This window comes from Longinema margulisiae (genome assembly GCF_025266855.1).
In the GTDB taxonomy this organism is placed as follows: domain Bacteria; phylum Spirochaetota; class Brevinematia; order Brevinematales; family Thermospiraceae; genus Thermospira.
Window position 1 is genome coordinate 240,635 of sequence record NZ_CP053071.1, and the last position, 17,888, is coordinate 258,522.

Annotated in this window: 18 protein-coding genes; 11 read left to right on the forward strand and 7 right to left on the reverse strand. The window is 45.9% G+C overall.

Features of this window, described 5'->3' with window-relative positions:
• Positions 1–15: 15 nt before the first annotated feature.
• The 6 genes from fliF to BREVNS_RS01115 all read right to left on the reverse strand — a co-directional run bounded on the left by fliF (position 16) and on the right by BREVNS_RS01115 (position 5,337).
• Entirely contained in the window at positions 16–1,719 is a 1,704-nt protein-coding gene (gene fliF / locus BREVNS_RS01090) for a flagellar basal-body MS-ring/collar protein FliF (RefSeq protein WP_483427232.1), read from the reverse strand.
• Between the two features lie 28 nt (positions 1,720–1,747).
• On the reverse strand, positions 1,748–2,080 hold the full coding sequence (gene fliE / locus BREVNS_RS01095) for a flagellar hook-basal body complex protein FliE (RefSeq protein ID WP_483427233.1): 333 nt from the start codon (positions 2,078–2,080) through the stop codon (positions 1,748–1,750).
• Between the two features lie 167 nt (positions 2,081–2,247).
• Positions 2,248–2,703, reverse strand: a complete 456-nt coding sequence (gene flgC / locus BREVNS_RS01100) for a flagellar basal body rod protein FlgC (protein WP_483427234.1) — start codon at positions 2,701–2,703, stop codon at positions 2,248–2,250.
• Between the two features lie 13 nt (positions 2,704–2,716).
• The gene (gene flgB, locus BREVNS_RS01105; protein ID WP_483427235.1) at positions 2,717–3,139 is read right to left on the reverse strand and encodes a flagellar basal body rod protein FlgB; all 423 of its coding nucleotides are present in this window, start codon (positions 3,137–3,139) and stop codon (positions 2,717–2,719) included.
• Between the two features lie 347 nt (positions 3,140–3,486).
• Complete coding sequence (locus BREVNS_RS01110; protein WP_483427236.1) at positions 3,487–3,624, reverse strand: hypothetical protein; 138 nt, start codon at positions 3,622–3,624, stop codon at positions 3,487–3,489.
• A 552-nt stretch (positions 3,625–4,176) separates the two neighbouring features.
• Positions 4,177–5,337 (reverse strand): AAA family ATPase, encoded by a 1,161-nt coding sequence (locus BREVNS_RS01115; protein WP_483427237.1) that lies wholly within the window; start codon positions 5,335–5,337, stop codon positions 4,177–4,179.
• Positions 5,338–5,492: 155 nt separating this feature from the next.
• Here BREVNS_RS01115 and BREVNS_RS01120 point away from each other — a divergent pair, with 155 nt between their 5' ends.
• The 11 genes from BREVNS_RS01120 to BREVNS_RS01170 are packed head-to-tail and all read left to right on the forward strand — an operon-like array spanning position 5,493 to position 16,464.
• Positions 5,493–5,954 (forward strand): response regulator, encoded by a 462-nt coding sequence (locus BREVNS_RS01120; RefSeq protein ID WP_483427238.1) that lies wholly within the window; start codon positions 5,493–5,495, stop codon positions 5,952–5,954.
• A gap of 23 nt (positions 5,955–5,977) precedes the next feature.
• On the forward strand, positions 5,978–8,722 hold the full coding sequence (locus tag BREVNS_RS01125) for a chemotaxis protein CheA (protein WP_483427239.1): 2,745 nt from the start codon (positions 5,978–5,980) through the stop codon (positions 8,720–8,722).
• A gap of 9 nt (positions 8,723–8,731) precedes the next feature.
• Complete coding sequence (locus tag BREVNS_RS01130; protein WP_483427240.1) at positions 8,732–10,606, forward strand: methyl-accepting chemotaxis protein; 1,875 nt, start codon at positions 8,732–8,734, stop codon at positions 10,604–10,606.
• A 9-nt stretch (positions 10,607–10,615) separates the two neighbouring features.
• Complete coding sequence (locus tag BREVNS_RS01135; RefSeq protein ID WP_483427241.1) at positions 10,616–12,577, forward strand: methyl-accepting chemotaxis protein; 1,962 nt, start codon at positions 10,616–10,618, stop codon at positions 12,575–12,577.
• 12 nt (positions 12,578–12,589) lie between these two features.
• On the forward strand, positions 12,590–13,102 hold the full coding sequence (locus tag BREVNS_RS01140) for a chemotaxis protein CheW (RefSeq protein WP_483427242.1): 513 nt from the start codon (positions 12,590–12,592) through the stop codon (positions 13,100–13,102).
• Positions 13,102–13,941 carry a CheR family methyltransferase gene (locus tag BREVNS_RS01145; protein ID WP_483427243.1) on the forward strand — a complete coding sequence of 280 codons (840 nt, stop codon included), beginning with the start codon at positions 13,102–13,104 and terminating at the stop codon, positions 13,939–13,941. Before BREVNS_RS01140 ends, BREVNS_RS01145 begins: the two co-directional genes overlap by 1 nt.
• Complete coding sequence (locus tag BREVNS_RS01150; RefSeq protein WP_483427244.1) at positions 13,938–14,972, forward strand: protein-glutamate methylesterase/protein-glutamine glutaminase; 1,035 nt, start codon at positions 13,938–13,940, stop codon at positions 14,970–14,972. The genes BREVNS_RS01145 and BREVNS_RS01150 overlap by 4 nt, the downstream gene beginning before the upstream one ends.
• Positions 14,969–15,445 (forward strand): chemotaxis protein CheD, encoded by a 477-nt coding sequence (locus BREVNS_RS01155; protein ID WP_483427245.1) that lies wholly within the window; start codon positions 14,969–14,971, stop codon positions 15,443–15,445. Before BREVNS_RS01150 ends, BREVNS_RS01155 begins: the two co-directional genes overlap by 4 nt.
• 9 nt (positions 15,446–15,454) lie before the next feature.
• Positions 15,455–15,823 (forward strand): response regulator, encoded by a 369-nt coding sequence (locus tag BREVNS_RS01160; RefSeq protein WP_483427246.1) that lies wholly within the window; start codon positions 15,455–15,457, stop codon positions 15,821–15,823.
• Positions 15,824–15,832: 9 nt separating this feature from the next.
• Entirely contained in the window at positions 15,833–16,270 is a 438-nt protein-coding gene (locus tag BREVNS_RS01165) for a chemotaxis protein CheX (RefSeq protein WP_483427247.1), read from the forward strand.
• Positions 16,267–16,464 (forward strand): hypothetical protein, encoded by a 198-nt coding sequence (locus BREVNS_RS01170; RefSeq protein WP_483427248.1) that lies wholly within the window; start codon positions 16,267–16,269, stop codon positions 16,462–16,464. The genes BREVNS_RS01165 and BREVNS_RS01170 overlap by 4 nt, the downstream gene beginning before the upstream one ends.
• A 96-nt stretch (positions 16,465–16,560) precedes the next feature.
• Here the strand turns inward: BREVNS_RS01170 and BREVNS_RS01175 are convergent, their stop codons facing one another.
• Positions 16,561–17,793: a hypothetical protein gene (locus tag BREVNS_RS01175; RefSeq protein WP_483426076.1), complete on the reverse strand. Its 1,233-nt coding sequence runs from the start codon at positions 17,791–17,793 to the stop codon at positions 16,561–16,563.
• Positions 17,794–17,888 lie beyond the last annotated feature (95 nt).

The following is a 17,888-nucleotide window of genomic DNA, read 5'->3' on the forward strand; positions in this document are numbered from 1 at the left end:
CCCTCCCTTCCCTATTTATTCCTCAGCAAGCCACGTACGAATCAGACGGGCCACATCCTCAGGTCGTTCACGCGCCACATTGATCGCATTTTCAAGCAGTTCCATACGAGCCTTCTCTTCGATAGAGAGTTCCACCGTTGCTGCTTCTTCTTCTGCAGCCCGGAGTGCCGCCTCACGCATAGCCTGTTGCTGACGAGCAAGTTCTTCTTCTCTGAGACGACGACGTCTCTCGAGTTCCCTCGCAATAGCCCGATAGATGAGCGTCCCGATAAAGAGCACAAAGAGAACAATAATCGAAGCAATCAACGTTCTTCTGAGTCTGATGCGGTTACGGATCTTGGCATCCTCCGCTTCAAACTCCTTGGTATGATCAAAAGGAATATGCCGGACAACCACCTCATCTCTTCGTCGGGCATCATACCCAACAGCCGCCTTGACCCAGGCTTCATAACTCCGTATTTCCTCATCAGAAACGGGTATATATTCACGGGCAATCCGCCCTCCGTTGGTAATCACCTCATCACCCGCATCGGTACGGATGATACGCCATACCCCATCAATAGCCACAGCCACCGAAATCCGTTTAATCTCGTATGGGGCCTTTTCCTCCTGGACATTTTCCTTGCTATTCTGGTAGTTGACAATATTCTCGTTTTTCTGATAATGGGTGAAACGATCAATCTTGTCCTTCAAACCAGGTGGCACATTGTTTTCCACCCCAGCAGGACCCTCAGGAATATACGCAGGACCCTTGAAATCCTCCGTCGTCTTCTTTTCACTGATGGGAACATTTACCATCACCTCAGATTCATCGTACGGTGTTTCAGGGTTATCCGGTCTCACCTCAATCGGAATAATCTTCTCAGCCTGCTTTTTCATCTTGGTCCAGTCAAATTCTATATCGGCATTGATGAGAAGCCTCTCTTCAGGGATAGAGCGCTTGAGCGCATTCAGAACACGGGCCACAAGCAGAGCCCTTTCTCTCTCCTTGATCTTCATCTGTTCACGGGCAAGCCTCACACTATCAGAGAGATCATTGGGAACAAGAAGATCCGAAAGCACATTACCGCGATTATCCACAACGACAATATTCTCTGGTTTGAGCCCGGGGATACCCTTGGCAATCAACTGCACAATGCCATTGACCTTTGCCTTGTTCTCAGCAATATCAGAATACGCCGATGGAGTAATGGTCACCGAAGCCGTCACCGGCACATCATTTTCTGTGTACAGGGTCTCTTTGGGGAAGGAAATCTGAATACTCACGTCCTCAATATCAGAGAGGGTTTTGAGATGCTTGACCATCTCTCCTATCAGAGCACGCTGAAGATTGACATTGCGTTCAAAATCCGTCGTGGTAAAACTCTGGACATCAAAAAGTTCCCAGCCCTTCACATTCTGGGGAATAATTCCCTCCTGCCCCAATCGCATACGAAGGGTCCGACTCTCCTTTTCATCAGCCACAAGGATGTATTTGTCGTCTTTGGTTTCAAACTTGACATTCCATTCCGCAAGCTTCTTGGTAACACGGGCATATTCCTCCGGAGAAAGGGGTGATTTGTAGAGAAGCGAATAGGTAGACTGTGTAGAAAAGGAGGAAATGGCAATGAGCCCTCCTACAATGCCCACCGCCACAGCCCCAACAAGAATCTTTTGGACCATGGTGAGTTTTTTGAAGATTTCAACAAGTTTTTTGAAAATCTCCGCAAAATTTGGCATCTTCCCCTCCCTGCCCTTATGGGCTTTTTTATCTCATGGTTACCAGATCATTATAGGCACGAATAGCCTTGTCAATAATAGTCTTCATGAACGTAATCCCAAGCCTGGCCTTTTCCGAGGCTATCATTACCTCATGGATGTCCACCTCTTCCGGCGAAACAGCCATTTTTTCCTCAAGCTCATCAGCATTTTGTTGAAGGGCGTTCACGTTTTCTACCGCATTGAAAAGAACCTGAGCAAAAGGCGCTACGGGATCATCACTGGACTGGGTAATACGGCCTCGATCATCAAAGTGCTGTTTACTCGTACGAACCATACTCACCTGATTCCCGGCCACGTCCAACCTCGAATAGATCTGCATAGAAACCTCCTCCCGCAGTAGTAGCCAAAAAACTACTACTATTCTATTATGACATAAATTTGAGATTTTGCAAGTATTTTAGGCATTTTTTTGAAAAAATTTTTTTCTTTTCTCATGGCAACCTTCTTTTTTCATAGAAAACGGCTTCTCATTTCCCTATTCACCGGCTATTTCCCAAGAGACAAAGCCTTCTCGAACATCTGCCGGGCCGAATTGATCATGGTCACGTTAGCCTCATAGCTGCGGTTAGCGGAGATCATGTCTACCATTTCCTCAACGATATTCACATTGGGATACATCACATACCCCTTCCATTTTCCTGATTTGATGGCATCGGGATGGGTAGGATCATACACCATTCGTGGTGGTTTTTCATCCTTTTCAATCTTGAGTACCCGCACTCCCTGACCAGGACCGGGTTCTAAAGCATCAGGAAGAAGGTGAGATTTGAAGTTCAGTCTATCATTGATGGGCCGGAGAACCACACGAGAACGCTGGAAAGGTCCTCCCTCCGTAGTTCTGGTCGAAGTCGCGTTGGCAATATTGTTGGCAATCACATCGAGGCGAAGTCTCTGCGCGGTAAGCCCGCTTCCGCTGATATTGAGAACATCAAACATTCCCATAAAGCCTCCTTAATTACCTCATCACCGTATCAAGAATCTTGATATTGCGAGAATATGCCTCAAGAAGGGCATTGTACTGCATAGCATTCTTGGTCGCATCTGTCATCTCTTTGTCAATATCCACATTGTTCTTGTCGTTACGGTAGTTGGAATCGTATTCTATCCGCACCTGGGGTTTCACCGTGCGGTAGTCAATATACTCTTCAAAAGCCATGTGGCGTTTGTCGGTGAGAAGAGCTGGAAACTCTTCCTTGCGTTCTGAGTCAAGCGCCCGTTTGAGCTGAGATTCAAACGTCACTTCCGATCGTTTGAAAAAGGGAGTATCCGCATTGGCTATATTGTCCGCAATCACCTGACGACGAAGAGCCGTCGCCTGAAGACTCATGCGGAAGATTTCCATCTTTTTGCCAAAATCATTATTTGTCCCAAAAAGCATGGTATCCTCCTCCCGTTCTTTTTTTCCTATTTCAGGATATCGGAAAAAAAGAAAAAAGCTTAAGGAACTATAATAAGAACCTCACATAAATAAGACCCTTGCACGGGTGTTTTCTTCCCCTATCTGGGTCAGGGGCTACGCCCCTGAAACCCCGCTTTTTCTGTTCACAAGGGCTTATTTGTCTCTTTTTATACAAAAAATAGGCTTCTTTATTATGTAAAGAAATATTTTTATACTACTTTTTGCTTTTTATTACTTTCTTGAGACCTTTACACATTCGTGCAAAGGTCTCATAAATGTCCATATCCCTTCCTTACTTAAGCATCTCACCGAAATTTTTTATTGCCTCAGGAGAATTTTTTGGCAATAACAATAGGAGACTCTATACAAAGACGACGGTATTGGGGTACATGTTTAGGAATATCATTTCCCCCGATGGGAATCCAGTAGTACTTGATATTATCTTCAGAAATATCTGAAATCATATCAGATAATTCTCTACCAAGTTTTCCTTTAAGCCATTTATATTTTTTCAATATCACATCCACATCCTTGGGAGTACAGGAATGTGGTTCAAGAAAAAAAGCCATTTCAGAATTTTTCTCCAAAACATACACATAATAATCCCAGCGATTCTCCTCTGGCTCTGTTTGTTTGTAAGCACTATCTATATCAACACTGCATTGAGGTACACAAAAGGCACCACCTCCAAAAAAATTTTTGCACTTTGAGAGCCTTGCACGGGTGTTTTCTTCCCCTGTTTGGGTCAGGGGCTACGCCCCTGAAACCCCGCTTTTTCTGTTCACAAGGGCTTATTTGTCTCTTTTTATACAAAAAATAGGCTTCTTTATTATGTAAAGAAATATTTTTATACTACTTTTTGCTTTTTATTACTTTCTTGAGACCTTTACACATTCGTGCAAAGGTCTCACTTTTTCGTGGCTCTCAAACCTTTTTGGGTATATTTCCCTACTATTCTATGATTCCAAAGAATTTGGCATCTACTCATACAAATTTCTCCATTCTCTTTTGGGTAATTATTTACCGGAAATCATCTTATCTTTGGCTATTGCTCCTACAATCTCCGCTGCTTTTCCACTAAAAGAAGAAAGTCCTCCCCATCCCCAGATCTCCTCATATTCACTTCCAGGATCAAGAGAAGAAATGTCCAGAGAGACAATTCCCTCTTCAGAAGGCTTGAAGTAATTTACCCTCATAGTTTTCTTTTTAATACTTTCTGCCAATTCCATAGTATATGGTGTCTTCTTCAGCCCAAAAAGTTCATAAAAGTAACGTATATCCGCATTTCTTTTTTTTATCTCTCTCAAAACCCAAACAATATCCAGAACAGCCTGTGAATGAGTAGACAAAAAAAGCTTATATCCTCTATTCAAAAGTTCCATCACAAGCAACATCACACTAACAATGGCTGAAGGATGTAACCCCATCTCAGGCTCTTCAATAATGATGGATTTTATCTTATCCTTTTTTGTACTCTTTGCTGGAGGCAAACAATAATAAATCCCAAACAATAAGGGAATAAATTCCCTCTGACCGGTAGACCAGGTGGTAATCGGCAACTCTGTACCATCCGCCACTTTAAGAAGAAGCATTTTTCTATTTTGAAAAGAGGATGAGAGATGGACTGTTTGTCCATGAAAAATGGTTTTGTCAATACTCTCCCGCAATTCCTGACGAAGCCTATTAGTTTGAGGAAATATTTTTCCTCCATCTTCTACAAAAGTCATATCCATAAATGAACGAATATTTTCACTGAATTCTCTTGTCACAAAAGAGTAAATAGAATCAAAAGCCTGAAATGGTGTAGGCCATCCTTTATCAATTACAAGAACTCGTTGCGCAGGAATATAAAAATTTTTCATCTCTCTACTCTTTTTCCGTTCAAAAATCTCTTTCATAAAAAGAGGTTTTTTATCCACGAAAATTTTTGTATCTTCTCTCCACATTTTATCTTTTCCCATACCGAAGTAATGAGAAAAAAATTTCTCCGGTATGGAACAATCAAATCCAAAGGTTTCCATCCGATGATGAATATATCCCGCATCTTCTATCAATTTCACTATTTCAAGAGTTATACTTTTACCCATAGCCTGTTCACCAACAAATACTGTTAAATCCCCACACTGAATATCTACTCTATCAATCGGTCCAAAATTTTCAATAGAAAACGATTTCATGATTTACCTCCCCGCAAACAGATACTACTATTTTCAGTCCATTATAAAGATTTACCAAAAAAAAAATCAATTCCTTCTTTTTTCCATCTCTATCAAGTTTTTTCCCTTACGTTGCCGAAAAATATATGCTTAAGCAAACGCAACAGGGGGAGGGTATGCGCCTTTTAGTTATCGATGATGATGAGGGCATTCTCGAGGATATCAGGGAGGCTTTGTTACCAGGAGGGTATGATGTGGTCACAGAAACCAATCCTCTCAATGCTATTCAGAGGTTTGTTTCTGAGCCTTTTGATGTGGTTATTAGTGATATACGTATGCCGGAGATGAATGGCATCGATGTCCTCAAAAGGGTGAGGGAACACAGCCCTAAATGCCCTGTGATTATCATGACGGCATATGGTGATGTGGAAACAGCCATCGCCTGTATCAACAACCATGCGTACGGCTTTTTGGCTAAACCACTCAATTTTGACGAACTCCTCTCCATGATCAGACAAATCGAACAAGAAGCCAGTGGAGAGAACCAGATAGACTACCGAAAACTGAAAGAAGCCTACCAGGACCTCAAAAAAGCCTATGATAACCTTTATGAGATGATGAAGTCCTTGGAAAATTAGGCCTACGGGCCAAGGGGGGTACTATGCCCTACGATCCGGAAATGAAAGAGATTATCGATGCCTTCGTCTCTGAAGGCTATGAGCGTTTAGAGGAGGCTGAGAACCAGCTTCCCCACATTCAGGAAGCCTACCACGAACAGATTGTTCAGACCCTTTTCAGGCTCTTCCACTCCCTCAAGGGGTCAGCTGGTTACCTCAACTTTGAAAATATCAAAAACCTTACCCACGAAGCCGAGAGTCTTCTGGACATCTTCCGGAAAACAGGCATCAAACCCTCAGCCGAGGATGTTGATCTCATCTACAAAGCCATGGATTTTCTCCGTCAACTCCTTGACAATGTGGCCGCCAACCTCACGGACGAGGGATTTGAGGGAGAGGTCAATCTCATGATAGAAGAAATCTCCCAGGCCAGTACAAAACACCTGAAAAAGATGGCAGAGCTGGAAAATTCACCCCCACCCTCTCCCCCTGAAACCGCCTCCTCTCCCGAGCCTCTTCAAAAAGAATCTTCACTCTCCTCTGAAGAGGAAACGGCCTCTTCACCTCCTTCGTTAGAAGAAGTAACTCCCCAATCAGAAGAAATCCCAACAGAGGAAAACACCTTTGCCTTTATCGAAGAGGAAATCCCCATTGCCGAAGAAATCCCTGTGGAAGAAGATATCGAAGAGGAAGCTTCCCTCGAAGAAACCCTCCTTTCTCCTTCAGAGGTCCTGAGTGAAAAATCCTCTGAAGAAACTTCCTTTGTCCCTCAGCCTGAAACGCCCCCACCTTCTCCTGAAGCCCCTGTTTCTGGTTCTGAGAACGAAGAGGAAATCTCTTCCCCCTCTTCCGAAGAAACACCCGTACCCTCTCCACTCATCGAAGAAGAGGTGGTTGCCCTGAGTGAGGGATTTGAAGAAGCCCCTCTCCAGGAGCCTACTTCTCAAGAAGCTTTCAACGAAAGCCCTCTCGCCGAAAGCTCTCCTCCTCAGAAAGAAGAACAGGTTTCTCCTCCTCCTTCTCCCCCTGCAAAAGCTGAAGAAGAAAAAGCCCCACCACAAGAGATTGATTTTTCCCGTGTCCGTCTTGATAACCTCATCACCCCTGAAATGGTAGAACGTTTCCGGAGTGAAACCACAGAACTCCTTGATGAAGCCGAACAACATGTTCTCTCGTTAGAAAACGCGGAAAACAAAACTGATCTCATCCAGGCTATTTTCCGTTCTATTCATACCATAAAAGGCAATGCCAGTTTTCTCACTTTTGAAAGGATTGCCCGTCAGGCAGAAACGCTTGAAAACATCCTCGATAGCCTTCGCAATAACAGCATGCCCTTTACCCCTGCGGTAACCAACATTCTTCTGCGAGGTATTGACTATATCAGGCGGGATTTATCTTCTTTAGGAAAAGAAGAAAAAGAAACCGAAAAGACCTACAAACCCCTCGGAGAAATCTTAGTAGAGATGGGGGCGGCTGATAGAGAAACCGTCGAAGAAGCCCTCCTTGAAAAAGAAAAACCCATCGGAGAAATCCTCATCGAAAAAGGCGTGGTGAGTGAAGAAGAGGTCAATCAGGCCCTCAAAAAACAGGCCGGCATGACAGACACGAGCCCCCTTGGGCTTCAGAAGAGGGAAATCCGTGTGGATGCAAGCCGGCTTGACAGGCTCTTTGATCTCATGGGAGAACTCATCAATGCTGAGGCCATGGTACTTCACCATCCCATGGTCAAAAACATCCAGGACGATAACCTCCAGAAAGCCATATCCCACCTCACCAAAATCTCCCGTGAACTTCAAGAAGTAACGATGGAAGTCCGGATGGTTCCCCTTGAGGGGCTGTTTATGAGAATGCATCGGCTTGTTCGTGATCTCTCCCGAAAGTTTGACAAATCTATTGAACTTCGTATCATCGGTCAGGAAAACGAAATTGACAAGAACCTCATTGACCAGATTGCCGATCCCTTAGTTCATCTTCTCCGCAATGCCATTGACCACGGGATAGAAAGTCCGGAAGAACGTCGCCAGAAAGGCAAACCAGAACGGGGCTTAGTAGAACTCTCAGCCCAGTACCAGGGAAACGAAATCTGGATATCGGTACGAGATGACGGGCGAGGACTTAGTAGAGAAAAGATCCTTGCCAAAGCCCAGGCAAAGGGACTTCTCCACAAATCTCCCGAAGACATGACAGACAATGAGGTGTGGAAACTCATCTTTTTGCCCGGCTTTTCGACCAAGGATGAGGTCACAGATATCTCGGGTCGTGGAGTGGGCATGGATGTGGTGATCAAAAATATCGAAAAACTCCGTGGTCAGGTGGATATCCTCACCTACCCCAACGAGGGCACTACCATCACCATGAAAATCCCCCTCACCATGGCTATTCTCGATGGAGTGGTATGCCGTATCGGACAGGCTTTGTTTATTATTCCCCTTGCCGACATTGTGGAGTTTTTCAAACCCCAGCAAAGCCAGATCACCAGGGGCGAGGCCAACTCCCTTCTCATCAACCTCCGAGGAGAGATTCTCCCTGTTTTAGATCTTGAAGACGTCTTTTACCACCAGCCAAACCCCACCCCACTCCCCCAGAGGATCCTCATCGTGGTCAGTTCTCAGGAACGGAAGATGACCATAGCCGTCGACGAAATCATCTCTTCCCAGCAGGTGGTGGTCAAATCTCTCTCAGACTTCATTGGAAGGATCGAAGGAATGATAGGCTGTTCTATCCTCAACGAAGGCCAGATTGGTTTCATTGTGGATGTCAAGGGCCTGTCAAGAAGAATGTTTGAATAGGAGGTCGTTATGAAAGCATCAATCAAAACACGTCTCTGGCTTTTCTCTGGAAGTTATTTTGCCATTACTATTATTCTTCTTATAATCATCATCACGCAATATTGGCGTGATCTCAATACGGACGTCAAACAAACCAGAGAAAACCTCTATACACGATACGATCAGATGATCCGTTTTCAGGTCCAGACAGCCCACAGTCTCCTCTCGGCTGTTTACAAAAAGGTCCAGGCCGGTGAACTCACAGAAGACCAGGGAAAAAAACTCGCTGCCGATCTTTTAAGAGACCTCCGCTATGGAGACAATGGCAAAGAATACTTCTGGGCTGACGACCTCCAGGGAAACAATGTGGTACTCTACGGAAGAAAGGACGTCGAGGGTTCAAACCGCAATAACCTTCAGGATGCAAAAGGAACGTATATCATCCAGGAACTACGCAAATTAGCTCTGCAAGGAGGAGGATATCTGGACTATTACTTCCCCCGTCAGGGAGAGACCAACCCCCTTCCCAAAAGAGGCTATAGTAAACTCTTTGAACCTTACGGCTGGGTACTCGGGACAGGGCTCTATGTGGACGATATAGAGGCTACCATAGCCGAAGCCTCTCGACACACCGTGAAAACCCAGAGGACCCTTCTTCTCCAGATAGCCCTGTTTGCCATGGTGATTGTGATTCTTGTTTTCATTATCCAGCGCCTCATTCACGGACAAATCACTTCTCCCCTCATTGACATGTCCACAGAAGCCAAAAAGATTGGAGAGGGGAACTTCGATGTGCAGATAGATCCCCGCTGGGAAAAATTGGGAGGAGAGATTGAAAAACTGGCGGAAGCCTTTCAGCATCTCTACACCTATGTCAGCCAGCGAGAAAAGGAGATTATCGCCATGAGTGAAGCAGATTTTACCATGGAGATCACCCCTGCCTCCTCCCACGACAGACTTGGCATTGCACTCAAGAAACTCCATGAGAACCTCTCCCGTCTCATCCTCGAGGTGAGAAACACCGTGGAGCAGTTTTCGTTAGGTGCTGATCAGCTTTCCCGCGCTTCTCAAACCCTCTCCCAGGGGGCCAATGAACAGGCAAGCTCCATTGAAGAGATCACCTCGGCTCTCACTGAAATCAACGCCCAGGTGAAACAAAACGCCGACAAGGCCTCTCAGGCCAGAAACCTCTCTCAGGAGGTTCTCTTGATGACAGAAAATTCTCAACACAGCATGCAAAACCTTGTGGAAGTCATGCAACGCCTCAATAACTCCGCCACAGAAATCAACAATATCGTCCGTACGATTGATGATATAGCCTTCCAGATCAATCTTCTTGCCCTCAATGCCAACGTGGAAGCCGCCCGTGCAGGAAAGTATGGGAAGGGTTTTGCGGTGGTCGCGGATGAAGTCCGCAATCTCGCTGTCAAGAGTGCCAATTCTGTCAAAGAAACCACAAGCAAGGTACGGGATATTGTAGGAGCCATCACCCGTGGGCATGAGGTCACCAGTGAAGTTGCCTCTCACATTGAGAGGATGTACACCAACATGCACCAGACTATAGAAGTGGCTGAAGAGGTTGCTGCCAGCAGTCAGGAACAGCTTCTGTCCATGGAACAGATCAGTCAGGGTATTCACCAGATCAATCAGGTCACCCAGACCACAGCCAGCAGTGCCGAGGAAACCGCAAGTGCAGCTGAGGAACTTGCCAGTCAGTCCAGTATTCTCAAGCGCCTTGTCTCCCAGTTTAGAATAGCCGCTATAAGCGTCTCTCCAACCCAAGAGGCTTTGTTTTCTCCCGAGCGAGCTGTGGAGCCAAGTTCTTTACCGTCAAAGGGTGAGATAGAAACCCAGCCCAAAAAACGGGTCATCCGTCTTGACGACGATGACTTCGGGAAGTTTTAGGAGGTTTGTATGCAAAATACCTCAAAACGCTTTTTCTCTCTTCGTTGGCGACTCATCGGAATGGTGGGTTTTATTATCGTGGTGATGTTAGGGATTATGGCAACCACCTACATCATCATGATGACCAATACCTTCACAAACATGGGTAAACAGTACATAGAAGCCAAGCTTTCCACAGCGGCCAAAGAGATAGAAGGGTGGTTCTCCGCCAAAATCCCTCTTCTCGATGCTGCGGAAGGGGCCCTTTCGCTTCATTCCTTAAACGACAAACAGCTCTATCAAAAATACATCACTACCATGGCTCTCTATACCAACGCCGAGGCACGAAGTATCTATATAGGTCCCAAAAAAGGCCCAAAAGAAGGTGGAACATTCTATTCTTCTGATGGATGGGTACCAGGAGCTGATTACGACTGGACAAAAAGACCATGGTTTATTGCCGCTTCCTCCTCAGGAGGAATCAGTTTCACCTCCCCCTATATTGATGCCATTCAAGGGGATCTTATCATCTCTCTTGCCAGACCAGTGCAAAGAAAAGATGTTATTGCCGGCGTTATAGCCCTTGACCTCGGGATTTCTGTAGTTCAACAGGTTATCAAACGACTTCAAATTACCCCTTCCTCAGAGGTGTACCTCGTGGATGAGAAGGGCATCTATCTCACCCATACCAATACCAATAGTATCCTGAAAGAGAATATATGGGACTCCCCCGAATTCAAACCGTTCGCTTCTTTGGGAACATCAAACGGCTTTGCCTTTGCCATCAAAAACAACTGGTATGGGGCTGTCCTTCCCATTCGCTTTTACAATGTCAACTGGAAAATCGTCGTCCACGGCAAAGCCGAAGACATCCTCTCTCCTCTCTACAGGTCTCTTCAGGTTATTCTTTCCCTTGCTGTGATCATGCTTCTCCTTGTGATGGTGGGGCTTTTTGTCTCCGGAAGGTGGCTCTCTCCTCTCATGAAGGTGAGGCTGCTTGCCGAGGATATTGCCAAAGGAAAGTTTGTCACTCCGGACATTGCCTACAAATATCAGGATGAGATTGCCGTGCTTCTCTCCTCGTTTGCCAATATTGTAGCCTCCCTCAAAACCAAAGAGAACTTTATCCTTGCCCTGAAAGAGGGAGATTTCACCAAAGAGGCTCCCATTGCAAGTTCAGAGGATACCGTAGGACTTGCCCTGAAAACCATGACCGAACGCCTGAGTGAACTCATCAGGGCAGTCAAGGAGTCCATCCACCAGACCATGATCAGCGTAGAACAGCTCAAGAAAGCCACGCAGCATCTCTCCCAGGGCTCCACGGAACAGGCGGCAGCCGTGGAAGAGATCACCTCCTCGGTCAAAGAAATTCAGGCTCAGGCCAAACAAAATCTCGCCTATGCCACAGAATCCATCGATATTATGAAACAACTCTTAGCCGTGGTTGAAGAAAACAGACTTCAGCTCAACCAGCTTTCCGCCGCCATGAAGAAAAACACCGAGGCTTCGGAACAGATCAAAGCAGTCGTCAAAACCATCGATGACATCGCTTTCCAGATCAATCTTTTGGCTCTCAATGCTAATGTAGAAGCCGCCCGCGCCGGAAAGTACGGGAAAGGTTTTGCCGTGGTTGCGGATGAGGTGAGAAACTTGGCCGTCAAAAGCGCCCAGGCAGCCAAAGATACCGCTCAGATTGTAGAAGAAACGGTGCAAAACCTTCTCAATAGTGATGTCGTTCTCAAGCAAAGCCTCACCAAGTTTGACCAGATAGAGAAACGAAGCCAGGAAATGTCGGCCAAGATGCTTGAGATAGGCAAACTCAGTCAGGCCCAGTCCCTTGGTCTTGACCAGATCTCTCAGGGACTGACCCAAATCAGCACCGCCGTGCAATCAGCCGCCGCCAGCGCAGAAGAAACCGCCAGTGCAGCCAACGAACTTGCCGGCCAGACCCATAGCCTGCAACAGATGGTGCAGGTCTTCAAAACCAAATAACAGGAGGATAGCATGAACCAGACATACGATGACGAACTCCTCGAAATGGGCGAAGAAGAAGATACCATTAGCAACAAGTATCTCACCTTTACCTTAGGTGAAAACTCCTATGGTATCCCCATTGCCCATGTACGGGATATCATAGAGATGCAAAAGATTGCCGTGGTCCCGGATATGCCGTCCTATGTCAAGGGGGTCATTAATCTCCGCGGAAAAATCATCCCCGTCGTTGACATGAGAACCCGATTGGGTATGCCTTTTCGAGAGTATGACAACCGGACATGTATCATCGTCATTGAACTCAAAAATACCCTCATCGGTCTCATTGTCGATGTGGTAGAGGAGGTGCTGGAAATTTTGCCGAGTGCCATTGAGCCAGCTCCCCACTTCCGGGGGGTTGAAGCCCAGGAAAGGTACCTCAAAGGTATTGGCAAGGTGGGAGACAGGCTGAAAATCCTCCTTGACGTAGAACGCGTTATTTACGATGAAGATATAGAAACCATCCAAAAAGCAGGGAAGGCATGATGGAGCGGGAAAGTCTTTTCACCCTCTACAGGCTGACAGACAAAGAGTTCAATCTTATCAGCCAGCTTGTTTATGAAACCGTGGGGATTCACCTCCCCCCGGAAAAACGTGTCCTGGTGGAAAGCCGACTCCAGCAACTCCTCAAACAGGAAAACCTCACCTCCTTTGACGAACTCTACAAGAGGATTATCAGCGATGAGAGTGGTATCCTTCTCTCTGAAATGATCAACCGTATCACTACAAACCACACCTATTTCATGAGAGAGAGTGCCCACTACGATTTCATGGTACAACAGATCCTTCCCCGCTGGAAAAATGAACCCTACCGGGACATCCGTATCTGGAGCGCCGGCTGTTCCTCGGGAGAAGAAATCTACACCGTGGCTATTCTCATCAGAGAACACTTCTCCCCCTATCGACCAGAAGAGTGGGGGCTTTTAGGAACGGATATTTCCCTCCGGGTCTTGGAACAGGCTCAACAGGGAATCTATGTAGCCGATAGACTTGAAAACCTTGATCCCCTCCTTATCCGAAAATATTTCCTTCAATTAGATGAAAACACTTATCAGGTCAAAGAAGAGATTCGGGATATGGTGCTTTTCAAACGCTTCAACCTCATGCGAGAGACCTATCCCTTCAGAGGCAAATTCGATATCATCTGGTGCCGGAATGTTCTCATCTACTTTGACCAAACACACAAAGAACGTATCCTCTCCCATCTCGTCGATGTTCTCAAACCAGGGGGGTATCTTTTCATCGGACATTCGGAAACCATCGAACGAGAAAAATACGGACTCACCTTTATTCAGCCAGCGATTTATCAAAAGGAGGCCGCATGAAGAAAATTCGCGTCTTTATCGTTGATGATTCAAAGATTGTCCAGGATGTTCTCTCCAAAGGTCTTTCCCAGGATCCTGAGATTGAGGTAGTGGGGGTAGCTTCGGATCCCTATGAGGCCAGCGAAAAACTCTCCACCACAGACGTGGATGTGATGACCCTCGATCTTGAGATGCCAAAAATGAATGGTCTCATATTCCTCAAGCAACTTCTTCCGCAATACCCTATCCCCGTGATTGTGGTCACCTCCCTTACCGATAGGGGTGGAACCCTTGCCTGGGCAGCCCTCCAGGCAGGCGCCGTAGAGGTAGTCCCCAAACCAAAGGCCGAGGGAAATGACGCCCTTGTCTCTTTTCTCCACGAACTCATCGCCAAAATCAAGTGGGCCTCCCAGATCAAACTCCCCCAGAAAGACAAAGAGTTTGAAAGCCATCCTTCCGTTGAGGATGCCTCAAACCAGGTGATTGCCATCGGGGCTTCGTTAGGAGGAACAGCCGCCCTCTCTACCCTTTTCAGGCAACTCCCTGCGACCATGCCACCTATACTTGTTGTCCAGCACATGCCCCCCACCTTTACCAAAATGTTCGCCGAAAGCCTTCAAAAAGAAACCGCCATCAAGGTCAAAGAGGCCTCCGATGGAGAAAAGATAGAGATAGGACACGCCTATATTGCCCCCGGGGATTATCATATGAAACTTCGCCAGGATTGGACCATAGAGATCTCCTCCGGTGAAAGAGTCAGTGGCCATATCCCTTCCGTGGATGTGCTTTTTATGTCCGTAGCTCAGGTAGCCGGTCCAAAAGCGATTGGTGTTCTTCTCACCGGTATGGGAAAGGATGGGGCACAGGGGCTTCTTCTCATGAAACAACATGGGGCACTCACCATCGCCCAGGATGAGAGTACTAGTGTCGTTTTTGGTATGCCCTACGAAGCCTACAAACTGGGAGCCGTGGATATGCTTCTCCCCCTCCCGAGGATCCCGCAGATCCTCATCCGAAGCGTCAAAGAACGAAAAAAGAAGGGTAACCCATGACCCATATCATCGGTATCGGAGAATGGCTCATCAGTGGGAAGCCGGAGGATGTCATCACCACCTATGCCCTTGGTTCCTGTGTAGCCCTCATTGCCCTTTGTCGGAAAAAACACATCGGGGCTATGGCCCATATTGCCCTCCCAAACTCCACTATTGATCCTGAAAAAGCCAAAAACCAGCCCGCGTATTTTGCTGATCTGGCTGTACCCATTATCCTTGAGGCTTTTCAAAAACAGGGAATTCAACCAAAAGAAATCGAAATCAAGCTTGTTGGAGGAGCCCAGATGCTTGATCCAAACGGGATCTTTGACATAGGACGACGCAACGTCCTTGAGATCAAGAAACTGCTCTGGCAAAATATGCTTGCTCCCGTCGCCGAGGATGTGGGAGGAAGTATCAGCCGTACCGTTTCACTCTCCATTGGAGAGGGCATTGTTCTCGTGTCCTCTCAGAATAAAAAATACGAACTGTAGGAGGTCGTTATGTATAACCACATTCTCATTGCCGATGACTCTTCCACTTCCCGGATGATCATCCAGCGATGCTTGCAGATTGTTGGACTTTCAGAAGCCACCTTCTACGAAGCAGGGGACGGTATTGAGGCTCTGGACCTTTTGAATCGTCATCCGGAAATTGATCTCATCGTAACCGATATCAATATGCCAAAGATGGATGGGGCAAACTTCATCAGGAGAATGAAAGCCGATCCCGTTCTTTCCCAGAAGGATGTTATCGTGGTTTCCAGTGTCCTTTCTGGACCTCTGATAGATGCCCTTCAAGAACTCAAGGTTAAAGGTATGATCAAAAAACCCATAAACCCCCAGGAACTCTACAAGGTTCTCAAGGGATAGGAGGTGGCTATGGTAAGTGTCCAGGCCTTTCAGGACAAACTCTTTGAGGCTATCAAAAGTACCATCGAAGAAATGGGCTTTCTCGAGGTGGAAAAATCCCCAAAAGAGGTAAGCCTCTCCACCCTTGAGTGTGTGAGTATTCAGGTAATCAAACCTTTTTTAGGCAGACTCTATTTCTATTTCGCTCCCGAAATGAAATACGAAATCGTTCGCAACCTCTACGGCAAAGAGGTCGTGGCAGAAAAAGAGGCCCAGGATGCCATTCTTGAGGTTCTCAATGTGATCTCAGGACGTTTTCTTGCCACTCTCACTTCAGACAGAGACTATGAAATGGAGTTTCCCCAGTGGGAATACGAAAAGGTGGAATTCACCAACATCGTAGCCGACATCTCTCTCTATATTGAAAATTATGAAGGACGATTCTTTGCTATCAGGGAGGTTATGTGAATATCACCACTCGCCGTTTGTTATTCATAGCAAGTATTGGACTTACCACAGGAGGCCTTTTGTTCTCTTCACTCTGGATAGGGGGAATAGGGATTGTGCTCACTCTTTTGATTACGTTTCCAACAGGAGACCTGAAAGAGAGAGAAAAGGATAAAGAAGTTACCCCTGGCTCAAAAGATTTTTGTCAACTGTAGTATACAGGGAACATTTTAGATAAACAAGTTTTTTCTGGGGAAAGTACCCTTTTTAGGCCATAAAACAGGGCAATAAGTACGTACCATCCCTATGTTTTATATCACATCCTGCCAGTAGACACCATCGATAGCCTCATCACGATTATAGTAGTAATGCAAACGCACAGCAAGAACATTGGTTGCCCCTTCTCTTTTCCATACCCCTACATCCATTCTCTGGTTTATGGTTCGCATCACCCGTTCTGCCCTTGAGGTTGTTCCTGGCAAACCATCTTCACTGTCACAGGCGAACATGTCTTTTTGAGCACGAAGAAGATAATAAAAACAATGTTTGCGCCCTTTTTCGTGAAATAAGTCAAGAAGATTCTGAATATGCTGTCTGCGCTCGCTTTGATAACCAAGTCTTGTTTGCCAGTCATTTTTGTACCCCAAGAAACAGGCTTTCCCTGTTTCAGCGACAATATTTGTCCACTCAGAAGAACGATATCTCACTCTATCAAGACGAAGAAAATACTTCAATTGATAACTTACATGCCACAAACATCGTTGAAAAACGATACCGGGATGTTTGCCCTGGTTAATCCCTGTATCTCCATCGACAACAAGAAAAAACCGAGAAAAAGAGTGTTTTTCTTGAATGGGCTTAAGAAGTTTGTCCCAACCTGCATGGTAATTATCCACAAGAAGGCCTGCTATTCTTGTATTTTTTCCTGTCAATGGGGAGGCTTGTTGCCTCTCCTGCAAAAGAATTTTAGCTTCTTCTCCTTTTTTCTTGCCCTGAACAGGAATACCCGTCCCATCGGCTTCTCCACAGGGTTTTTCTTTTTCTGAGATACTGAAATGTATCTTTCTCCCAATATTTTGAAGGTTTTTCCAGAGGGTGCTAAGACCTATTTTATACCCTGTGAAGGAAAGAATACGAGCGGCCACTCGATAGGTGGTAAGAGCCCCGGCTAAAGCCACTCTGTAGATATCTTTCAGGATTTGCCTTTTTCGCTTTTCTACACCAAGAAGAGATCTTGTGAGAAAAAGTTTTCTTCCACACTTTTTGCATTGAATTTGGAGCTGAGGAAGAGTGATCTTTCCAAAGGGCATCAGAACAAAAACAGTGTTTTTTCCATGCTTTGTTTTCCATATGAAGTGATGTTTTTCTCCGCATGTACAGGTGATACGACCTTCTTTTATTTCTTTTTCTGCCACTTCTACAGAAATCTGATGAACAAATGACTCAAACACTCCTTTGATGGCCTGGAGAAAAACCACCACTAACGTCTCAAGTTTTGTGTCAGGGTAGTCGATAGTCAAAGTGAAGGTGAATTCTTTACGCATGGGTTCCTCCTTGTGTCCTATTATCGGCCAGGGAGGAACTTTTTTTTGCTTTTCCTCATCTTCCCACTGCAGGTCTCCTGAAAAAAACGTTACCA